The following is a 17,755-nucleotide window of genomic DNA, read 5'->3' as shown; positions in this document are numbered from 1 at the left end:
ACGGCATCCACCGAACACGTCCTGGGACGTTGCACACGTCCGGAGGGCCCGTGCGCGCGTGCGGTCCGGCCCAGCACGCGCCGCGGGGCCGCCCGGGGGCTTCCCCCGGGGCTCAGGCAGCGAAGCCCGCGGGGTTGGCCGACTGCCAGCGCCACGCGTCGCGGCAGGCGTCGTCCACCGTGCGCACGGCCTTCCAGCCCAGGTCGCGGGCGGCGGCCGAGGGGTCGGCGAAGCACACGGCGATGTCGCCGGGGCGGCGGTCGACCACCGCGTACGGAACGGCCGCGCCGGTGGCGCGCTCGAAGGCGTGCAGGCCCTCCAGGACGGAGGTGCCCTGCCCGGTGCCCAGGTTGTACACGCGGTACCCGGACGCGTCGGCGAGGTGCTCCACGGCGGCCATGTGCCCCTGCGCCAGGTCCACCACGTGCAGGTAGTCGCGCACGCCGGTGCCGTCGGGGGTGTCGTAGTCGTCGCCGAACACGTTCAGCCGCTCGCGGCGGCCCGCGGCGACCTGCGCGACGTAGGGGAAGAGGTTGTTGGGGACGCCCTGGGGGTCCTCGCCGATCAGGCCGCTGGGGTGGGCGCCGATGGGGTTGAAGTAGCGCAGGGCGGTGATCCGCCAGCGCGGGTCCGCGGCGGCCGTGTCCTGGAGGACGCGCTCGGCGAACAGCTTGGTCGCGCCGTAGGGGTTGGTGGCGGACAGGGCGCTGTCCTCGGTGATCGGCACCCGCTCGGGGTCGCCGTAGACGGTGGCCGAGGAGCTGAACACCAGGTCGCGCACGCCGTGCTCGTCCATCACCTCGATGAGCGTGAACAGGGCGTCCATGTTGTTGCGGTAGTAGCGCAGCGGCTGCTCCACCGACTCGCCCACGGCCTTGAGCCCGGCCATGTGGATGACGGCGTCGACGCGGTGTTCGGCGAGGACCCGGCGCATCGCCTCGGGGTCGGCGCAGTCGGCCCGGTGGAAGGAGACGGTGCGTCCGGTGATGCGCTCGACGCGGCGCAGGGCCTCCTCGTGGCTGTTGGAGAGGAGGTCCACGACCACGACCTCGTGCCCGGCTTCGAGGAGTTCGACCGCCGTGTGGGAGCCGATGTACCCGGCTCCACCGGTGAGCAGTACGTTCATGTCTCGCTTCCCTGGGTGGAGTGCGCCCGCCGCGTCGCGGGCGCTCCCAGGATAGGCGCCCTCCGGAAGCGGACCCGTGGGCACGCCGCACCCCCGACCTGCCCTTCGATGGTGCGCCGGGCTCCGGGGCCGCCTTTCGGACACCGCGATCTCATGCCGGGGCATGAGGCTCCACGGCCCCCGCGTTCCTATCGTGGAGGGATGGCCGACCTGTCCCCGCGCTCCCTCCTGGACCGCGCCGCGCTCTGGGCCCGCGACCACGTGCTCGCCGTGGACGCGCTCTGGGCGGCGGTCTGGTTCGGGCTGTCGGTGGCGTCCCTGCCGGTGTCGGGGTTCCACACCGCCGAGTCGTGGGCCTACCTCGGTATGACCGCCGGGTGCTGCGCCGCCCTGGCCCTGCGCCGTCTGCGCCCTCTCCCGGCCCTGGCGGCCCTGGCCGTGCTGCTGGCGTGCCACATCCTGTGGCTGGAGCACCTCACCGCGGCGACGTTGGTCAGCGCGCTGGTCGCCGCCTACACGGTGCAGGCCGAACTCTCCCGCCCGTGGCGGGCGGTCGGGTTCGTCCTGCTCCTGGCCGGGGCGGCGTGGGGGGTTCTCGACGTTCCGGCCGAGGCTCTCTCGACGGATCCGGAGATGCGCCTCAACAGCGTCTTCTCCGCGTGGACGGCGGTCGCGCTGTTCTCCCTGCTCGGAGCGTTCCGCAGGCGCAACCGCGAGGAGTTCGCCCGAGTCGTGGAGCACGCACGGCTGCTGGAGACCCAGCGGGAGCAGGAGGTGCGCCTGGCCGCGCTCGACGAGCGGACCCGCATCGCCCGGGAGATGCACGACATCCTCGCGCACTCGTTGAACGTCATCGTCGCCCAGGCCGACGGCGGCCGCTACGCCGCGAACGCCGCCCCGGAGCGCGCGGTGACCGCCCTGGCCACCGTCGCCCAGGTGGGACGCGAGTCGGCGGCGGAACTGCACCAGCTCCTGGGCGTCCTGCGCGACGGCGAGGAGCGCGGGGCCGCCCCGGCCCCCGGGGTCGGCGACCTGCCCGGCCTCGTCGAGGAGTACCGCCGCGCCGGTCTGCGGATCCGCCTGGTCCAGCACGGGACCCCGGCCGCCCCGCGCGGCGGCCGGGCGGACACGGACTCCCCGGCGACCCTGCCGACGACCGCGTCCCTGACGGTCTACCGCGTCGTCCAGGAGTCCCTCGCCAACGCGCTGAAGCACGGGGGACCCGCCGCCGTGCGGGTCGAGCTCACGTGGTCGCCCGGACGGGTCGGGGTCGACGTGGCCAACGCCATCCGCGAGGCCGTACCCACGGACCCCTCGGCGCGCGCGGGCCTCCCCTCGCCCGCAGGTCTCTCCATGCCCACCGGCCGCTCACGCCCCTCGACACCTGCGGATCCCTCCACCTCCGGGGCGACCCCGGACGGCGCTCGGCGGGGACCCGGGCACGGCCTGGTCGGCATGCGCGAGCGCGTCGGCCTGCACGGCGGCACCCTGGAGGCCGGCGCCGACGACGCGACCGGCACCTGGCGGGTGCGCGCGGTGATTCCCTGGGAGGACACGTGATCCGCGTGGGGCTGGCCGACGACCAGGTGCTGTTCACGGCGGGCATGGCGATGGTCATCGACTCCCAGCCGGACCTGACCGTGGCATGGGAGGCGGGCGACGGGGCGCAGGCCCTCACCCGCCAGCGCTCCGACCCCGTCGACGTGCTGCTCATGGACGTCCAGATGCCGGGCACGGACGGGCTGAGCGCCACGCGCTCCCTCGTCTCCTCCGGGGCGGGCTGTCGCATCGTCATCCTCACCACCTTCGACACCGACGAGTACGTGGTCGAGGGCGTCGAGGCCGGGGCCGCGGGCTTCCTGCTCAAGAACACCCCGCCCGAGGAGCTGCTGGAGGCCGTGCGGACCGTGCACCGCGGCGACTCCGTCATCTCCGCCAGCTCCACCCGCAGGCTGCTCGGGCACGTGCGCCCCCTGCTCGGCGGCCCGTCCTCCCGTCCGGCCCCGACCGACGGGAGCACCCGCCGCGCCGTCGCCTCGCTGACCCCGCGCGAGCAGGAGGTCCTCGTCGCCGTGGCGCTGGGGTACACGAACACGGAGATCTGCGAGCGCCTCGTGCTGTCCATGCCCACGGTCAAGACCCACGTCGGCCACGTCCTGGCCAAGACCGGCTCCCGCGACCGGGTGCAGGCCGTGCTGTTCGCGTTCCGCGCCGGGCTGGTGGGCCGCGAGGACCTGCTCCGGGAGGCGTGAGCGGACGCCCCCGGCACCACGCCCCCGCCCGGCGCCACGGCACCCGGCGCCCCCTCCTACCGCGGTACGAGCGCGTTTCCCCTCCCCCGGCACGATGCCCTCCCCGGGTGCGGTCCCGGAGGCTCCTCGGTGGAAGGAGTTCCATGGACCACATCATCACCACCCACCATCTGACGAAGGCCTACGGCTCGCGTACGGTCGTCGACGACCTCGACCTGCGGGTGCCCCGGGGCTGCGTGTACGGCTTCCTGGGCCCCAACGGTTCGGGCAAGTCCACCACCATGAGGATGCTGCTGTCGCTGGCCCGGCCCACCCGGGGCGAGATCACCGTCTTCGGGCAGCCCATGAACCGGGACACGCGCCCCACCCTGCTGCGGGAGATCGGCTCCCTCATCGAGGCGCCTCCCGGGTACGCCCACCTGACCGGGCGGGAGAACATGGCGATCGTCCAGCGGATGCTCGGGCTCACCGACCGGCAGGTCTCCCGCGCGGTCGCCACCGTGCGCCTCCAGGAGCACATGGGCAAGCTCGTCCGCGCGTACTCGCTGGGTATGAAGCAGCGCCTGGGCATCGCGATGGCCCTGGCCCGGGACCCGCGCCTGCTCGTCCTCGACGAGCCCACCAACGGCCTGGACCCCGCGGGCATCGAGGAGATCCGCGAACTGCTGGTGTCGCTGGCGGGGAACGGCGTCACGGTCATGGTCTCCAGCCACCTGCTCGACGAGATCGACCGGATGGCGTCGGTGCTGGGCATCCTCGCCCAGGGAAGGCTGATCTTCCAGGGAACGCGGTCCGAGCTGTTCGCCCGCAGCACCCCGGACCTGATCGTGGACACCCCCGAACCCGAGCGGGCCCTGGCCCTGGGCATCCCCGCCGTGCGTGAGGGAGGGGGCGTGCGCCTGTCCGGTCTCGACGACGGGGACACGGCCGCGCTCGTGCGGCGGCTCGTCGGGGGCGACGTGCCGGTCCACGGGGTGCGGCGTGTCCGGCAGTCCCTGGAGGAGGTCTTCATGGACCTCACCGGCCGTGAGGGGCTGCTGTGATGCTGACCGCGATGAGCCTTGAGGTCCGCAAGGCGCGCAGGCTCAGGATCGTGCTGGTGTGTACGGCCATGGTGGCCGCCGTCATCGCCCTGAGCTGCATGAACCTGATGTCGGACTCGGCGCGGGAGGGCTTCGGCGACCCGGCCGCGCAGCCGTGGGAGAGCCTGTTCATGAGCCACGTCCTGATCACGGCCATGACCTCCCCCCTCCTGGTCGCGGTGCTGGCCAGCAGGCAGGTCGACATCGAGCACCAGGGCCAGGGCTGGATGCTGTCGCAGGTGGCCGGACTCAGCCCCGGGAGGCTGTGCCGCGCCAAGGTCGCGGTGCTGGGGCCCCTGCTGGCGGTGGCGGTGGCCGTACAGACCACCCTGATCGTCGCCGCGGGCCTGGTCGCCGGGATCACCGTGCCGCTGTCCCCCGGCATGTGGGTCCAGTACGCGGTCTGCCAGCTGCTGGTGGACCTGGCGCTGCTGTGCCTGCACGTGGTGCTGGCCGCCCGGGTGGAGAACCAGCTCGTCGGGATGGCGGTCGGGCTGATCGGGGCGTTCTGCGGGGTGTTCTCCCTGCTGATGCCCCCGGCGCTGACGTACGCGCTGCCCTGGGGGTACTACGCGGTCGTCTCCCCGCTGGGGATGGGCGAGGACGGCTTCGTCGCGATCACGCCCGGGTACGGCTGGTTGACCGCGTTCCTCGTCCTCGTGGCGCTCCTGTTCGCCGCGGCCAGCCACCGCTTCGACCGGACGGAGGCGTGATGGGGATGGTCCTCGCCGAACTCGCCAAGCTGCGCCGCTCGGCCCTGTGGATCATGGCCGTGGTGCTGCCGCTGCTCGCGGTCATCACGGGAACCGTGAACTACGGCGCCAACGAGGAGGCGCTCTCCTCCGGCTGGGCGTCCTACTGGTCCCAGGTCGTGATCTTCTACGGGATGCTGTTCATGTCGATGGGGATCGCGGTGATGGCCTCGGCCGCCTGGCGCATGGAGCACCGGGGCCACAACTGGAACCTGTTGATGGCCACCCCCGCGCGGGCCCTGGCGATCGTCGGCGCCAAGCTCGTCTCGCTCGCCCTGGTGGTCGCGATGATGCAGTTCGCGCTGCTCGGGCTGGTGGTGCTGAGCGGGAAGCTCGTCCTGGGCCTGGACGGCTGGCTGCCCTGGCACAGCACGGCCGCGGCCCTGCTGGGCGTCGTCGCCGCGCTGCCGGTCGCCGCGCTGCAGTCCCTGCTGTCGATGCTGGTCCGCTCCTTCGCCGCGCCCGTCGCCCTGGGCCTCCTGGGCTGCGTCGCCGGGGTCGGCCTCCTCTACTCCGGGGAGGGCGGGGTGGTCTCCTACCTCCTGCCGCAGTCGCTGGTCACCACGTCGCTCAGCCTGGGCAGCACGGCCGTCTCCGGCGCGGGGTCCCTCGACCTGCCGACCGCGTTCTCCGTCGTGCTCGCGGCCGCGGCGACCACCCTCGCCCTGTGGGTGCTCTCCGCGACGGTGCTGAGCCGCCGGGACGTGCGCTGACCCGGCCGACACGAGGGTGACCGGCCAGGTGGCCGGTCACCGCCGGGACCCGGCTCCCGGCGCGGGGGACGCGCCGGGAGCCGGGCGGGCTCAGGGGCGCCCGGGCGGGGTGCCGCGGCGGGTGTCCAGCCACAGCACCTGGGGGTCGTGGTCGCTGACCTGGTCGGAGAACTCGGAGTTGATCCGCGCGATCCCGTAGTCGACCCGGCCCGCGAGCGCCTGGTTGACCAGGATGTGGTCCAGCGCCTGGGAGTTGCCGTCGAAGACGTAGTTGTAGCGCTCCTCCTCGGGCAGGTCCGTCATCGGGTTGCTCAGCGGCCCGTCCACGGTGAGGATCTCCAGGGTCCGGGAGAACTGGAAGTCGTTCAGGTCGCCCATGACCACCAGGTTGGCCTCGGGGTCCACGGCCAGCAGCTCCTCGGCGAAGTCGCGCACGAGCCCGGCCTGGGCGTGGCGCTGGGTCTCGCTGGTGCGCCGCGGCGGCTGGTGGACGCCGTGCAGGGACTCGTCCCCGCCCTTGGAGTTGAAGTGGTTGGTGACCACGTAGATGTCCCGGTTCAGGGCCCGGAAGTGGCCGACCAGCGGCTTGCGGCTGGAGTCCCAGGCACCGTCCCGCGGGCTGATCCGGCCCGGGGACACCGACAGCTCGGCGCCGCGCTCGCCCTCCACGACCTCCACGGCGGTGGTGGCGTCGCCGCCCTCGCGGTCGACGAACCGCACGCGCTCGGGAGCGAACAGGAACGCGTTGCGGATGTTGCCGCCGGGCTGGCCGCCGTCCTGCTTGTCCTCGGGGCTGATCTGCCGCCACTCGTAGGCGGGGCCGCCGTGCGCCGCCACGGCCTCCACCAGGCGGTCCAGTGTGACGTCGGCGTCCACGACGCCGTCGTCGGTCGGACCGGTGTTGTCCTGGATCTCCTCCAGTCCGATGATGTCGGGCGAGTTCAGGGACTCGACGATCCCGGCGGCCAGCGCGTCGTACTTGGCCTGGTCGTCCTGCCCGCCGAGGTTCTCGACGTTGTAGGTGGCCACGCTGACCTCGTGGCGCCGCGCGTCGCGGACGGCGGTGCGCTCCGTGCCGCCCCGGACGTGCTCGCCCAGGGTGGTGGCGCGGATGAGGTAGCCGCCGAACCGGCTGTAGTAGACGGGCCCCTCGGTGACCCCGGCGAGGGTGTCGCCCACGTCGGCCTCGGGGAACGGGTGCCGGTCGCGGTCGAGCAGCGACTCGATCTTGATCCGTCCGGAGTTGGGGTCGTCGTAGGAGCCGTAGCGGGTGCCGCCGTTGACGGTGGGGTTCTGTCCGGGCTTGGTGGTCACCCAGAGCGCGGAGTAGTCGTCGGTGGCGCCGACGACGGGCGCGTCCTGCACGCGGACGAGCATGTGCTCGTGCGCGGCCCAGAAGTCCAGGGCGTACTCTCCGGGCTCCAGGTCGAGCGCGGAGACGTCCCCGCCGGGCTCGGGCGCGTACGCCTCGGGGACGGCGTCCTCGTCGAGCAGGACCGGGTCGGGTGTGGCGTGGCCCGAGGACAGGACGGTCCAGCGGGCCCCGTCCAGCTGGGTGATGGTCTGCGCCCCGGAGGCGGGCCGGTACTCGCTGACCCGTCCGGCGGCCAGGACCTCGTCGCCGACGGCCACGTCGGGGGTGGTGGACCCGGTGAAGACGAACAGCCCCTCGCTGGTGCGCGGGTCGCCGTCGCCCTCGGTGTCCTGGAACCAGAAGCCCCGCGCGCCACCGAAGGGGTTGACCGCCGTGACCACGCCGGGCAGGCCCGTGACCTGCTGTCCGACGTAGGGAGAGGTGCGGGTGGTGCCCTGGACGTCGTGGATGCGCAGGTCGCCGGGTTCGACGGGCTCCTCGGGGTCGGTCCCGCCCCCGCCGGGGGTCTGTCCAGCGGTGTTGGTGGGCGTGGGGGCCGCGGCCGTGAAGTCCGCCGCGTTGTCGCCGGTGTCGGTGAGGGCGCCGTCGCGCGAGGCGGAGGTGGTGTTGTCCAGCCGGGGCGCGGGCGCGCCCTCGTGGATGACGGCGTCCCCGTAACCGACGAGGTCGGCGACGGACTCGTCCGCGGCGCACTCCGCGGCGGTCCGGCAGGTGACGGGGTCGGTGCCCCGCACGAGCAGGACCGTGCCGGAGGTGGCGGACATGTTGGTGCCGCCGGTGGCGTCGGGGTCGGGGAGGTCGACGCTGCCCCCGGCGCCCGCCGCGTGGCGCACGAGGTAGTGCCCGCCCGCGCCGATCTCACCGTTCAGGGCCGTGACCTGCACCTGGGTGGTGGGCCTGGGGCTGGCGGGCAGGTACTGCACGCTCCAGCCGTCGAGGGAGAACGGCTCGCCGGTGGGGTTGCCCAGCTCGACGAAGTCGTGGCGCAGGTCCGCGCCGCTGTTGCCGCCTCCGCCGTAGACCTCGCTGACCACCGGGGCTGCGGTGTCGGCGAGGGCGGTCGGCGCGGACGTGAGCCCGAGGCCCAGGAGCACCGCCGCCGCGGCGGACGTGGACGCGACCAGGCGTCCGGGTCGGTTGGGGGACACATCTTCTCCGGAGGGGACTGGGGGTTGACGGGCGTGCACATCATGGCCCCTGCGGATGTCCGACCGAAAGAGAGGGCGTGAAAAGGAGACGAATCGGAACGCCGTTGGTGGGATCGGACCATCCTGGCGGCGCCTCCGCCTCGTGGGATCCTCCCGGTTCCCCGCTCCGCCGCGCCGGGTCACGGTTGGCCGGAAGTGGTGCTGATGTGACACACGAGGCCCTGACCTGCGGTGATCTTGTACTTATAGCCGATCTCGGCGCTCGAACCTCGCTACAGGTACAAGATCACGGCGGAGAGGGGGCGGCGACCGCCCCCCTCTCCCTACAGCCGGGGGTCGACCGGAACCGACTCCAGGGCCAGCACCGCGAACACCGGCTCGTGCACGCGCCACAGCGGCTCGCGCCGGGCGTGGCGGGCCAGCGCCTCCAGGCCCAGCTTGTGCTCGCGCATGGCCAGCCCGCTCTTGCGGCCCACGCTGCGGTCCTTCAGGACCGCCATCCGCTCGGGGTCGGTGTAGTCGGGCCCGTAGACGATGCGCAGGTACTCGGGCCCGCGCACCTTCAGCCCGGGCTGCGCCAGGCCCTTGCGGCCCGTGGCGCGGGCGCCCAGGACGGGTTTGACCACCATCCCCTCGCCGCCGGCGGAGACCATGTCGGTCCACCAGTCCGCGGCCGAGGCGCACGCCCGCGGGTCGGTGGTGTCCACGACCCGGTAGCGGGTGGGGTGGACCAGGCCGCTGGCCTCGGCGAGCCGTTCGGCGACCGCCATGTGCCACAGGTGGTCGGCGTCCCCGTACTCGCGCCCCTCGGAGGCCAGCACCATGAACGGCGCGTACCGGAGCCCGGCGGTGCCGTCGGTGTCCCAGGAGTAGCGCCGGTAGACCCGGCTGAACTCCTCCATCTGCTCCGTCCGGCGCGCGACCCCGTCGATCAGCCCCTCCACGGGCACACCGCGCCCGGCCGCGGCGGCGAGCGCGATCCCGGCGGCGGGCAGTGCCGCGCGGGCGGCGGCGCCCACCGACGCGTACTGCTCGCGGATCAGCGACCGGGCCTTGGCCGACCACGGCAGCATCTCCCCGTCCAGGGCGACCCAGTCGGTGCCCAGCCGGTCCCACAGCCCGGCGTCGGTGACCGCCTGCCGCAGCTGGTCCACGACCTGCGCCTGCAGGGCCGGGTCGGAGAAGAAGGGCCGCCCGGTCCGCGTGTGGACGGTGCCCAGCTCCCCGGGCACGAACCGGCGTTCGGCGGCGGCGCCGTCACGGCACAGCACGGCCACGGCCCGCGACCCCATGTGCTTCTCCTCGCACACGACCTCGCCGATCCCCGAGCCCCGGAAGGAGGCGAAGGCCTCGTTCGGGTGCTCCAGCAGACCGGGCTCGGCCGAGGTCGGCGCGGGCGCCATGGTCGGCGGGAGGTAGAGCAGCCAGCGCGGGTCCACCGCGAACCGGCTCATGACCTCCAGCGCGGCCAGCGTGCTGCCGCCGTCGGCGCGCACCAGGCCGTGCTCGGTCTCCACGAACATGCCCGTGCGGGTGTCGCCGACGCCGATGTCGGTGACGTCCACGGCGGCGTCGGGGCGTGTGGCGGCCTCCTCGGCCGCCGCGTCCGTCAGCGGCCGGGCGGGCTCGTACCAGGTGCGGTGCGCCTCCACGTCGACGATCTCGCGCTCGGGGTAACGCAGCGCGGTGAGCCTGCCGCCGAACACGCAGCCGGTGTCCAGGCAGAGGGTGTTGTTGACCCACTCGGCCTTGACCATGGGCGTGTGCCCGTAGACCACGGCGGCCCGGCCGCGGTACTCGCGCGCCCACGGCAGCCGCACCGGGAGGCCGTACTCGTCGGTCTCGCCGGTGGTCTGGCCGTACAGGGCGAAGGAGCGCACCCGGCCGGAGGCCCGCCCGTGGTACTCCTCCTTGAGACCGGCGTGCGCGACGACCAGCGCGCCCCCGTCCAGGACCAGGTGGCTGACCAGTCCGTCGCAGAAGTCCAGCACCCGCCTGCGGAACTCCTCGTTCTCGCGTCCCAGCTGTTCCATGGTCTCGGCGAGGCCGTGCGTGAGCCGGGCCTTGCCCCCCTTGAGCACCCGGACGAGCTTGTTCTCGTGGTTCCCGGGCACGCAGAGGGCGTCGCCGTCGGCGACCATGCCCATGGCCAGGCGCAGGACGCCGGGGCTGTCGGGACCCCGGTCCACGAGGTCGCCGACGAACACCGCCGTGCGGCCCTGCGGGTGGCGGGCGCCGACCGGGCGCCCCAGGTCGTCGCGGGTCAGCTCGTAGCCGAGCGCGCCCAGCAGCTCCTCCAGCTCCTCGCGGCAGCCGTGCACGTCGCCGACGATGTCGAAGGGGCCGGTGAGCTCCCTGCGGTCGGGCCAGGCGCGCTCCAGCTCGATGGTGGCGGCGTCGACCTCCTCCGGCCCCTGGAGCACGTGCACCTTGCGGAAGCCCTCCCGGCGCAGGTGCCGCAGGCTCTGGCGCAGGTCGCGCCGCTGGCGGCGGATGACGTGGTCGCCGAAGTCGCGGTCGGGCCGGTCCCGGTTGCGCTCCCGGGCCAGGGCCTCGGGGACGTCGAGCACGATGGCCGTGGACAGCACGTTGTTGTCCTTGGCGATGCGCACGAGTTCCTGGCGTGCCCTGCTCTGCACGTTGGTGGCGTCGACCACGGCGAGCAGGCCGCGGCGCAGCCGGATGTCCACGACGGTGTGCAGGAGCGCGAACGCGTCGGCGGTGGCGGCCTGGTCGTTCTCGTCGTCGCTGACCATGCCGCGGCAGCGGTCGGAGCTGATCACCTGCGTGGGCGCGAAGTGCCGGGCGGCGAAGGTGGACTTGCCGGAACCGGACACCCCGACCAGCACGACGAGCCCCATCTCGGGCACGCCGAGCACGCGCGGCTCGGCGGCCCCGGCCCTCTCGGTCGTACTCATCTGCTGAAGACTCCCATCTGGGTCGGTGCGCCGGTGTCGGGGTGTTCGGGCCCGACCGGCAGGTGGCGGACGCGGTAGCCGTGCCTCTCGGCGACCCCGTCCGCCCACAGGGTGAACTCGGCGCGCGTCCACTCGAAGCGGTGGTCGCTGTGCCGGAAGGCGCCGTCCTCCAGACCCTCGTAGTGGGTGTTGTACTCGGCGTTGGGCGTGGTGACCACGACGACGCGGGGCCGGGCGGAGCCGAAGACGCTCTCCTCCATCGCGGGCAGCCGCGAGGGGTCGATGTGCTCGATCACCTCCATGAGGACGGCTGCGTCGTAGCCCTCGAACCTCCTGTCGCGGTAGACGACCGAGCCGACGAGCAGTTCCGGCCTCCGCCGCGCGTCCCCTCGGTCGCGGGCCGCGACGGTGTCGGTGAACAGGGGCCGGTGGCGACCGCGCCCGCCCGGGTCACAGCCCTTGCACACCCTGCGGTGGGCGCGTTCGAGGCTGACGACGCTGACGTCCACGCCGGTGATCCGCTCCAGGGAGTGGTCGCGGACCAGGCGGGTGAGGAGCTGCCCCGCGCCGCAGCCCAGGTCGATGACGCTGGTGGCGTTCTCCGCGCCCAGCACCGCCATGACCGCCCCGGCCCGCTGTTCGGCCAGGCTGGGGGCGCGCTCCTCCAGGGGCGGCGCCGCGGAGACCTCCTCGACGCCGGGGTCGTCGTCCTCCTCGTCGCCGGTCAGGTCGTCGGCCTCGGCCAGGCGGGCCAGCGCGGTCCGCACGTAGCCGTCGCGGCGGTTGAGGTAGCGGCGGACGATCCAGGAGCGTTCGGGGTGCCCGGCGAGCCAGCCGGTCTCAGCGGGCCCGTCACTCTCGGCTGCCCCGCTGCCCTCAGCGGCCTCAGCGCTCTCGGCGGTCTCGGTGAGCCCAGCGGTCCCGTCGGTTCCGTCGCTGTCAGCGGGCTCGGCGAACCCGGCGGCAGCGTCGGCCCCGGCGTCACCGTCGGTCCCGGCAGCGGTTCCGGCGACCGGCCCACCGGCCCGCAGCAGCTTGTCCACCTCGCTCCGGTCCACCCAGTAGTGCTTGTTGCCGTCCAGGACCGGCAGCAGCACGTACAGGTGGCTGAGCGCCTCGGCCAGCCGGACGGTACCGGTGAGGGTGAGCGACAGGTAGTGCGAGTCGCCCCATCCGGGCAGCCCCGGGTCGAGCGGGACCGGTTCGGCCTCCACCGCCCACCCCAGGGGCTCGAACAGCGCGCGGACGCGCTCGGCGCCGCCCCGGCAGAGCACCGCGGGCATGCGCAGCTCCAGCGGGATCGGCGTGCGGGCCAGCTCGGGGCGCTGCTTGCAGTCCCCCCGGAGCGCGGAGCGCATCACCCGTCCCAGCGCCACCGTGAACAGCGACGACGTCGCGTACGGGCGGTCGTTGACGTACTGGGCCAGCGCGAAGTCGGGTGTGCTCACGGACGTGCGCGTGCGCAGCAGCGCCTGCGCGTCGACGTCGAGCATCAGCGCCGCGGTGCAGCGCCGCTCGGTGGCCTCCGGGTAGAAGACGTGGGCGGTGCCGAAGGACTGCTCGAAGCTCTGCGCCCTGTCGGGGTGCTTGTGCAGCAGGAAGCCGAGGTCCGTCGCCGGGCTCGCCGTGGTCGTGATCGTCAGTAGCACCCGTGCATTGTCGCCGAGCCCCCGCCGCGGTGGCGAGGGGTTTTCGGACGCCGGGGCACGTGCGCCCTCAGGAGCGGGCGGCGCGGGCGGACAGGCCGCGGACGAGCAGCGCCGCGGCGACCAGCGCGACCGCGAGGATGAGCGCGTTGGCGGCGACCAGGCTCCACGTGGACTCCAGCACGGGGTACAGGAACGAGGTCCGCGGCACGTGGTCGACCGAGCCGGGCCACAGGGTCCACACCCCGACGGCCAGCACCAGGTACACGGGGGAGCAGGCCAGCGCCGTGATCCCCGGGCGGGGCAGGCGGACGGCCCGCACCAGGGGCCAGGCCATGACCGGGGCGAGGGGGAAGGGCAGGAGCAGCAGGGCCATCCCCGCGCCGATGTTGGCGTCGGGCTCCGTGTGGGCCGCGTCCATGGCGTGGGCGACGCCCCACCCGACGAGGTGGGCCAGGGCCGCGGCGGCCAGGGCCGCGGCCACGGCGAGGAGAACCGTGCGCGAGGCGGGCGCGGGGGCGGGAGATCGGTGGTTCATGTCCCCCAGACTGCCCGGTGCGCGCCGCCAGCACCTGAGTAGCGGTACTCAGGTCGCCGCCGGGCCCCGCTCTCCCCGGCCCGGGTCGACCCCGAGTTCGGCCATCGCACGGATCAGTTCGGTGTGGGCGGAGCCGAAGAAGGACCAGGGCATGTCGCAGCGCACGGTTCCCACGGCGCTCAGGTGCCAGTGCGCCGCCTCCGCCATCCCGGCCCGGTGGAAGGCCCATCCGAACAGGTGGTGGGCCTGGGCGTCGCGCGGGTGCGGCACCGCCTCGGCGACCCACGCCCGAGCGAGCGCGAACAGCTCCTGGACCGACTCCCCGTGCAGGCGGCCCAGGGCCATGTCCACGATGTAGGGGGCGCTGCCCTCGGCGAGCAGGCGCTTCTGCTCCGTGCGCACGTGCTCGGCGTGGGCGAGGGCGAGCACGGACGGCAGCGGGCTGCCCGCGGGCGCGGTGTCGGCGGCGGCTCCCGCGAACGCGAACATCTCCTCGGCGCTGCCGCCCCGGGCCGCCGACAGGGTGCGCGTGCGGACCGTGTGGGCGGGGAACAGGTGGGGCGCGCGAGCGGTGATCTCGCCCCAGATCCGGTCCTTCTCCTCCCGGTCCGCGCCCAGGCCCATCGCGGCGGTCTGGAGCCCCGCCCAGGGCACCGCGTCGTCGGGGCGCAGCCGCGCGGCGGCCTCCAGGGCCTCCCCCGCCTCGTGCAGGGCGGCGGAGGCGGCCTTCTCGTCGGCCCGGGTCCTCCCGGAGGGCCGGACCAGGGCGCGGGCCAGCAGCGTGTGGCCCAGCCAGAGCATGGTGTCGGCCCGGTCGGCACCGGCTTCCAAGAGGCCGACGACCTCCTGGGGCAGGTCAGTGGCGGCCCTGGCCAGCGCCTCGACCCGCAGCACGCGGATCTCGGGGTCCTCACGGCTCTCCACGAGCAGGGCCGTACCGGCTTCGAGGTCGCCCTCGCGGACGGCCTCGCACGCCGATCTCAGGACGGGGTCGACTCCGAAGGCCTCCGGTACCAGGTGCGCCCCGATGTCGGCGCCCCGACGCGGCACTCTGGCTGGTCTGCGTACGAATCGCCACATGCGACCGAGCGTAGCGGGCCCGCCGACCCCCCGGGCGACGGGCCCGCGCGGCCACCTGGTCGGGAACGCGGACGGTTCCCGGCGGCGTTCCGCCCGCGTCCCGCGCTCAGGGACGCGTGATACCGGCCTCCGGGACGATCTCCGGAGCACCGTGCTGGATCGCGTCCGCCTCCTGGTCGGTGTCCTGCTCCTGCGCCGCGCGCTCGGCCTCGATCCCCTTGCGGTAGTACTCGACCTCGCGCCCGATCTGCTCCTCGCTCCACTCCAGGGGACCGGCGAGCAGTTCGGCGGCCTCCTCGGCGGCCGCGATGCCCCGGTCCCAGGTCTCGAAGGAGATCCGGGTGCGCCGGGACAGAACGTCCTCCAGGTGGCGGGCCCCCTCGGCCTCGGCCGCGTAGACGATCTCGGCGCGCAGGTAGTCCTCGGCGTGCGCGAGCGGTCGGCCGAGGTCGGGGCGCTCCCGGACCAGGTCGAGCAGGTCGTGGACCGAGGAGCCGTAGCGGCGCAGCAGGTGGGTGACGCGGGAGACGTGCAGCCCCGAGTTCCGGGCCAGCCGGTGGCGCTGGTTGTACAGCGCCCAGTAGCCGTCCGCGCCCACCAGGGGCAACCGGTCGGTGACCGAGTCCGGGATCCCGTTGCCCAGGCCGTGCGCGACCGCGTCCACCGCGTCCTTGGCCATCACGCGGTAGGTGGTGTACTTGCCCCCGGCGATGAGGACCAGGCCCGGCACGGGGTGGGCCACCGTGTGCTCGCGGGAGAGCTTGGAGGTCTCCTCCGACTCCCCCGTCAGCAGCGGGCGCAGGCCCGCGTACACGCCCTCCACGTCGTCACGGCCCAGGGGCGTGCGCAGGACCTGGTTGACGTGGTCGAGGACGTAGTCGATGTCGGCCCGGCTGGCCGCGGGGTTCTCCTTGTCCAGGTCCCAGGCGGTGTCGGTGGTGCCGATGATCCAGTGGCGGCCCCACGGGATGACGAACAGGACGCTCTTCTCGGTCCGCAGGATCATCCCGGAGGAGGCCTGGATGCGGTCGCGCGGCACCACGAGGTGGATGCCCTTGGACGCGCTGACGTGGATCTGGCCCCGGCCGCCGACCATCTCCTGGATGTCGTCGGTCCACACCCCCGCGGCGTTGACCACCTGGCGGGCGCGGACGCGCCGCTCCCCCCCGCCCTCCAGGTCGGCGACGGTGGCGCCGACGACGTGCTCGCCCTCGCGCAGGAACCCGACCGCCTGGGCGCGGGAGGCGATCTTGGCCCCCAGGCCGGCGGCGGTGCGCAGCACGCTGGTGACCAGGCGGGCGTCGTCCACCTGGCAGTCCCAGTACTGGATGGCCCCGGCGAGCGCGCTGCGTTTGAGGGCGGGGAAGACCCGCAGCGCCCCGGACCTGGTCAGGTGGCGGTGCGTGGGCAGCCCGCGGTTGTTGCGCGAGCTCATGGCGAGGGCGTCGTAGAGCGTGACGCCCGCGCCGATGTAGGCGCGCTCCCAGTGGTGGGCGAAGGGGAACAGGAACGGCACCGGGCGGACCAGGTGCGGGGCGATGGTGGTGAGGAGCAGTCCGCGTTCGTGGAGAGCCTCGCGGACGAGTTCGAAGTCGAACTGCTCCAGGTAGCGCAGGCCGCCGTGGATGAGCTTGCTGGACCGGCTGGAGGTGCCCGACGCGAAGTCGCGCGCCTCGACCAGTGCCGTGGACAGTCCGCGCGAGACCGCGTCCAGGGCGATGCCCGCCCCGACGATGCCTCCCCCGACCACGAGGACGTCGAATTCCTCGTCGGCCATCGACGCGAGCGCCTCGGTGCGCCCCTTCGGTCCCAGCCAGGTGGTAGTCATCCGTCTCCTCCGTCTCGATGGGTTTCCTCCCAGGCGCATACCCGCCCCGGGCCCGTGTCCATCCGAGAGGGCCCCAGGCTAACCGGGGGCGGTGATCACACCGGGCGTCCGGCACCGGCGTGTCCCGGGGAGTTCGGGTCGGGACGGGACGGGGGCGTGGACCGGTTCACCTCCTCGGCAGGGCCGGGGCGGGGAGGGCGGCGGCCGCGGTGACCGGGCCTCCGACCAGGGCGGCGGAGCGCCCCCGCGGCGGGCCGGAGGCGGCCCGACCGCGAGGAGCGGCCGTACGGTCAGGCCGCGTCGGCGTAGGCGTGCGCGTAGGCCAGGACGTCGGCGACGTACTCGTCGGAGCTGTTGTACTCCAGGAGCGCTGCCTCCCAGTCGGCGGCGACGGTCAGGTCGCGGCCCTCCGCGCACAGGTACCGGGCCGCGGAGAGCGCGGCGTCGTCGATGTTGTGCGGGTCGGGGTCGCCACCGGACGGGGAGTCGCCCCAGCGCTCCCAGGTGCGCGGGATGAACTGCATCGGGCCGATCGCCCGGTCCCACTCGGTGTCGCCGTCGTAGCGGCCGCCGTCGGTGTCCGGGATGGCCCGGGTCCGGTTGGTGCCGTCCAGCGGGATGCCGATGATGTCGACGGTCGTGCTCCCGTCGTCGCCGATCTCGCCCCCGGCGTAGGTGCCGTGGTGCGACTCGATGTACCCGATACCGGCCAGGGTGGGCCAGGACAGCTGGCACGAGGGCTGGTCCCGGGCGACCACCAGCTGCGCGCCCGCGTACCCCTCCAGGGCCCGGCGCGGGATGCCGGTCGCCTCCGACACCTGGTCGAGCCACTCGGCGCTGGGGCGCGCCTCCGGGACGGCGGGGGTCTGGCGCTCGTCGGCGCCCGCCTCCTCGGGTGCGGGGTCCCCCTCCGCCGGGGCCACGTCCGCGGGCTCAGGCGGACCGGTGAGCTCGTCGTGGGGCGGGGTCTGGATCGTGCCCACCGGCGGCTCGACGCCCGAGGCACTGGGCGGCGACCACTCGTTGAACGCGTCGGAGATCCGGTTGACCAGGACGACCACTCCACCGGTCAGCAGCAGGCACACCGTCAGCGTCACGCAGACGGCGACCAGCGGGCCACGACTCCGGCGCCCCTCGGCCCCGGACGCACGTCGTTCACCCATGGGCACTCCACATCGTCAAGGAAACGTCAATTCCACATCACGCCGGAACCAAAGTACGCGACCGGCGACGCCTCGTGGCCGGTGCCCTCGGGCTCAGGGAACGGTCGCACGGCGGGGACGCACACGCGAAGGGC

13 protein-coding genes are annotated in these 17,755 nt (G+C 73.9%); 5 read left to right on the top strand and 8 right to left on the bottom strand.

Features of this window, described 5'->3' with window-relative positions:
* Nucleotides 1-112 precede the first annotated feature (112 nt).
* Nucleotides 113-1,126, bottom strand: a complete 1,014-nt coding sequence (gene galE, locus HGB44_RS21795; protein WP_061083207.1) for a UDP-glucose 4-epimerase GalE — start codon at nt 1,124-1,126, stop codon at nt 113-115.
* A gap of 201 nt (nt 1,127-1,327) precedes the next feature.
* Between galE and HGB44_RS21790 the strand changes: the two genes are divergently transcribed.
* The 5 genes from HGB44_RS21790 to HGB44_RS21770 all read left to right on the top strand — a co-directional run bounded on the left by HGB44_RS21790 (nt 1,328) and on the right by HGB44_RS21770 (nt 5,925).
* Nucleotides 1,328-2,686 carry a sensor histidine kinase gene (locus HGB44_RS21790; RefSeq protein WP_061083206.1) on the top strand — a complete coding sequence of 453 codons (1,359 nt, stop codon included), beginning with the start codon at nt 1,328-1,330 and terminating at the stop codon, nt 2,684-2,686.
* The gene (locus HGB44_RS21785) at nt 2,683-3,378 is read left to right on the top strand and encodes a response regulator (protein WP_061083205.1); all 696 of its coding nucleotides are present in this window, start codon (nt 2,683-2,685) and stop codon (nt 3,376-3,378) included. The genes HGB44_RS21790 and HGB44_RS21785 overlap by 4 nt, the downstream gene beginning before the upstream one ends.
* A 143-nt stretch (nt 3,379-3,521) precedes the next feature.
* Nucleotides 3,522-4,421, top strand: a complete 900-nt coding sequence (locus tag HGB44_RS21780; protein ID WP_061083204.1) for an ABC transporter ATP-binding protein — start codon at nt 3,522-3,524, stop codon at nt 4,419-4,421.
* An 11-nt stretch (nt 4,422-4,432) separates the two neighbouring features.
* A complete protein-coding gene (locus HGB44_RS21775) occupies nt 4,433-5,173 on the top strand; it encodes an ABC transporter permease (protein WP_233458845.1) in 741 nt (246 codons plus the stop codon).
* Nucleotides 5,173-5,925 carry an ABC transporter permease gene (locus HGB44_RS21770; protein ID WP_082768615.1) on the top strand — a complete coding sequence of 251 codons (753 nt, stop codon included), beginning with the start codon at nt 5,173-5,175 and terminating at the stop codon, nt 5,923-5,925. The genes HGB44_RS21775 and HGB44_RS21770 overlap by 1 nt, the downstream gene beginning before the upstream one ends.
* A gap of 90 nt (nt 5,926-6,015) precedes the next feature.
* Here HGB44_RS21770 and HGB44_RS21765 read toward each other — a convergent pair whose 3' ends face one another.
* From HGB44_RS21765 to HGB44_RS21735, 7 genes are all read right to left on the bottom strand, one after another.
* The gene (locus tag HGB44_RS21765) at nt 6,016-8,448 is read right to left on the bottom strand and encodes an endonuclease/exonuclease/phosphatase family protein (RefSeq protein WP_061079907.1); all 2,433 of its coding nucleotides are present in this window, start codon (nt 8,446-8,448) and stop codon (nt 6,016-6,018) included.
* A 323-nt stretch (nt 8,449-8,771) separates the two neighbouring features.
* Nucleotides 8,772-11,366 (bottom strand): polynucleotide kinase-phosphatase, encoded by a 2,595-nt coding sequence (locus HGB44_RS21760; protein WP_061079908.1) that lies wholly within the window; start codon nt 11,364-11,366, stop codon nt 8,772-8,774.
* Entirely contained in the window at nt 11,363-13,015 is a 1,653-nt protein-coding gene (locus HGB44_RS21755) for a 3' terminal RNA ribose 2'-O-methyltransferase Hen1 (protein WP_061079909.1), read from the bottom strand. Before HGB44_RS21755 ends, HGB44_RS21760 begins: the two co-directional genes overlap by 4 nt.
* A gap of 67 nt (nt 13,016-13,082) precedes the next feature.
* The gene (locus HGB44_RS21750) at nt 13,083-13,550 is read right to left on the bottom strand and encodes a hypothetical protein (protein ID WP_061079910.1); all 468 of its coding nucleotides are present in this window, start codon (nt 13,548-13,550) and stop codon (nt 13,083-13,085) included.
* A 48-nt stretch (nt 13,551-13,598) separates the two neighbouring features.
* A complete protein-coding gene (locus HGB44_RS21745) occupies nt 13,599-14,630 on the bottom strand; it encodes a hypothetical protein (RefSeq protein WP_061079911.1) in 1,032 nt (343 codons plus the stop codon).
* Nucleotides 14,631-14,736: 106 nt separating this feature from the next.
* Nucleotides 14,737-16,458 carry a glycerol-3-phosphate dehydrogenase gene (glpD, locus tag HGB44_RS21740; protein ID WP_061079912.1) on the bottom strand — a complete coding sequence of 574 codons (1,722 nt, stop codon included), beginning with the start codon at nt 16,456-16,458 and terminating at the stop codon, nt 14,737-14,739.
* A gap of 290 nt (nt 16,459-16,748) precedes the next feature.
* A complete protein-coding gene (locus HGB44_RS21735; RefSeq protein WP_061079913.1) occupies nt 16,749-17,621 on the bottom strand; it encodes a lytic transglycosylase domain-containing protein in 873 nt (290 codons plus the stop codon).
* Nucleotides 17,622-17,755: the final 134 nt, after the last annotated feature.

The organism is Nocardiopsis alborubida, assembly GCF_012396365.1.
Taxonomy (GTDB): Bacteria; Actinomycetota; Actinomycetes; order Streptosporangiales; family Streptosporangiaceae; genus Nocardiopsis; species Nocardiopsis alborubida.
The sequence above is the reverse complement of the archived record's forward strand: the minus strand, read 5'-3'. Positions and strand labels throughout refer to the sequence as shown.

Bases quoted from the DNA above. Each gene is read 5' to 3' on its own strand.
- galE (WP_061083207.1), bottom strand. From the start codon at position 1,126: ATGAACGTACTGCTCACCGGTGGAGCCGGGTACATCGGCTCCCACACG.
- HGB44_RS21790 (WP_061083206.1), top strand. From the start codon at position 1,328: ATGGCCGACCTGTCCCCGCGCTCCCTCCTGGACCGCGCCGCGCTCTGG.
- HGB44_RS21780 (WP_061083204.1), top strand. From the start codon at position 3,522: ATGGACCACATCATCACCACCCACCATCTGACGAAGGCCTACGGCTCG.
- HGB44_RS21775 (WP_233458845.1), top strand. From the start codon at position 4,433: ATGAGCCTTGAGGTCCGCAAGGCGCGCAGGCTCAGGATCGTGCTGGTG.
- HGB44_RS21770 (WP_082768615.1), top strand. From the start codon at position 5,173: ATGGGGATGGTCCTCGCCGAACTCGCCAAGCTGCGCCGCTCGGCCCTG.
- HGB44_RS21760 (WP_061079908.1), bottom strand. From the start codon at position 11,366: ATGAGTACGACCGAGAGGGCCGGGGCCGCCGAGCCGCGCGTGCTCGGC.
- HGB44_RS21750 (WP_061079910.1), bottom strand. From the start codon at position 13,550: ATGAACCACCGATCTCCCGCCCCCGCGCCCGCCTCGCGCACGGTTCTC.
- HGB44_RS21745 (WP_061079911.1), bottom strand. From the start codon at position 14,630: ATGTGGCGATTCGTACGCAGACCAGCCAGAGTGCCGCGTCGGGGCGCC.
- glpD (WP_061079912.1), bottom strand. From the start codon at position 16,458: ATGACTACCACCTGGCTGGGACCGAAGGGGCGCACCGAGGCGCTCGCG.
- HGB44_RS21735 (WP_061079913.1), bottom strand. From the start codon at position 17,621: ATGGGTGAACGACGTGCGTCCGGGGCCGAGGGGCGCCGGAGTCGTGGC.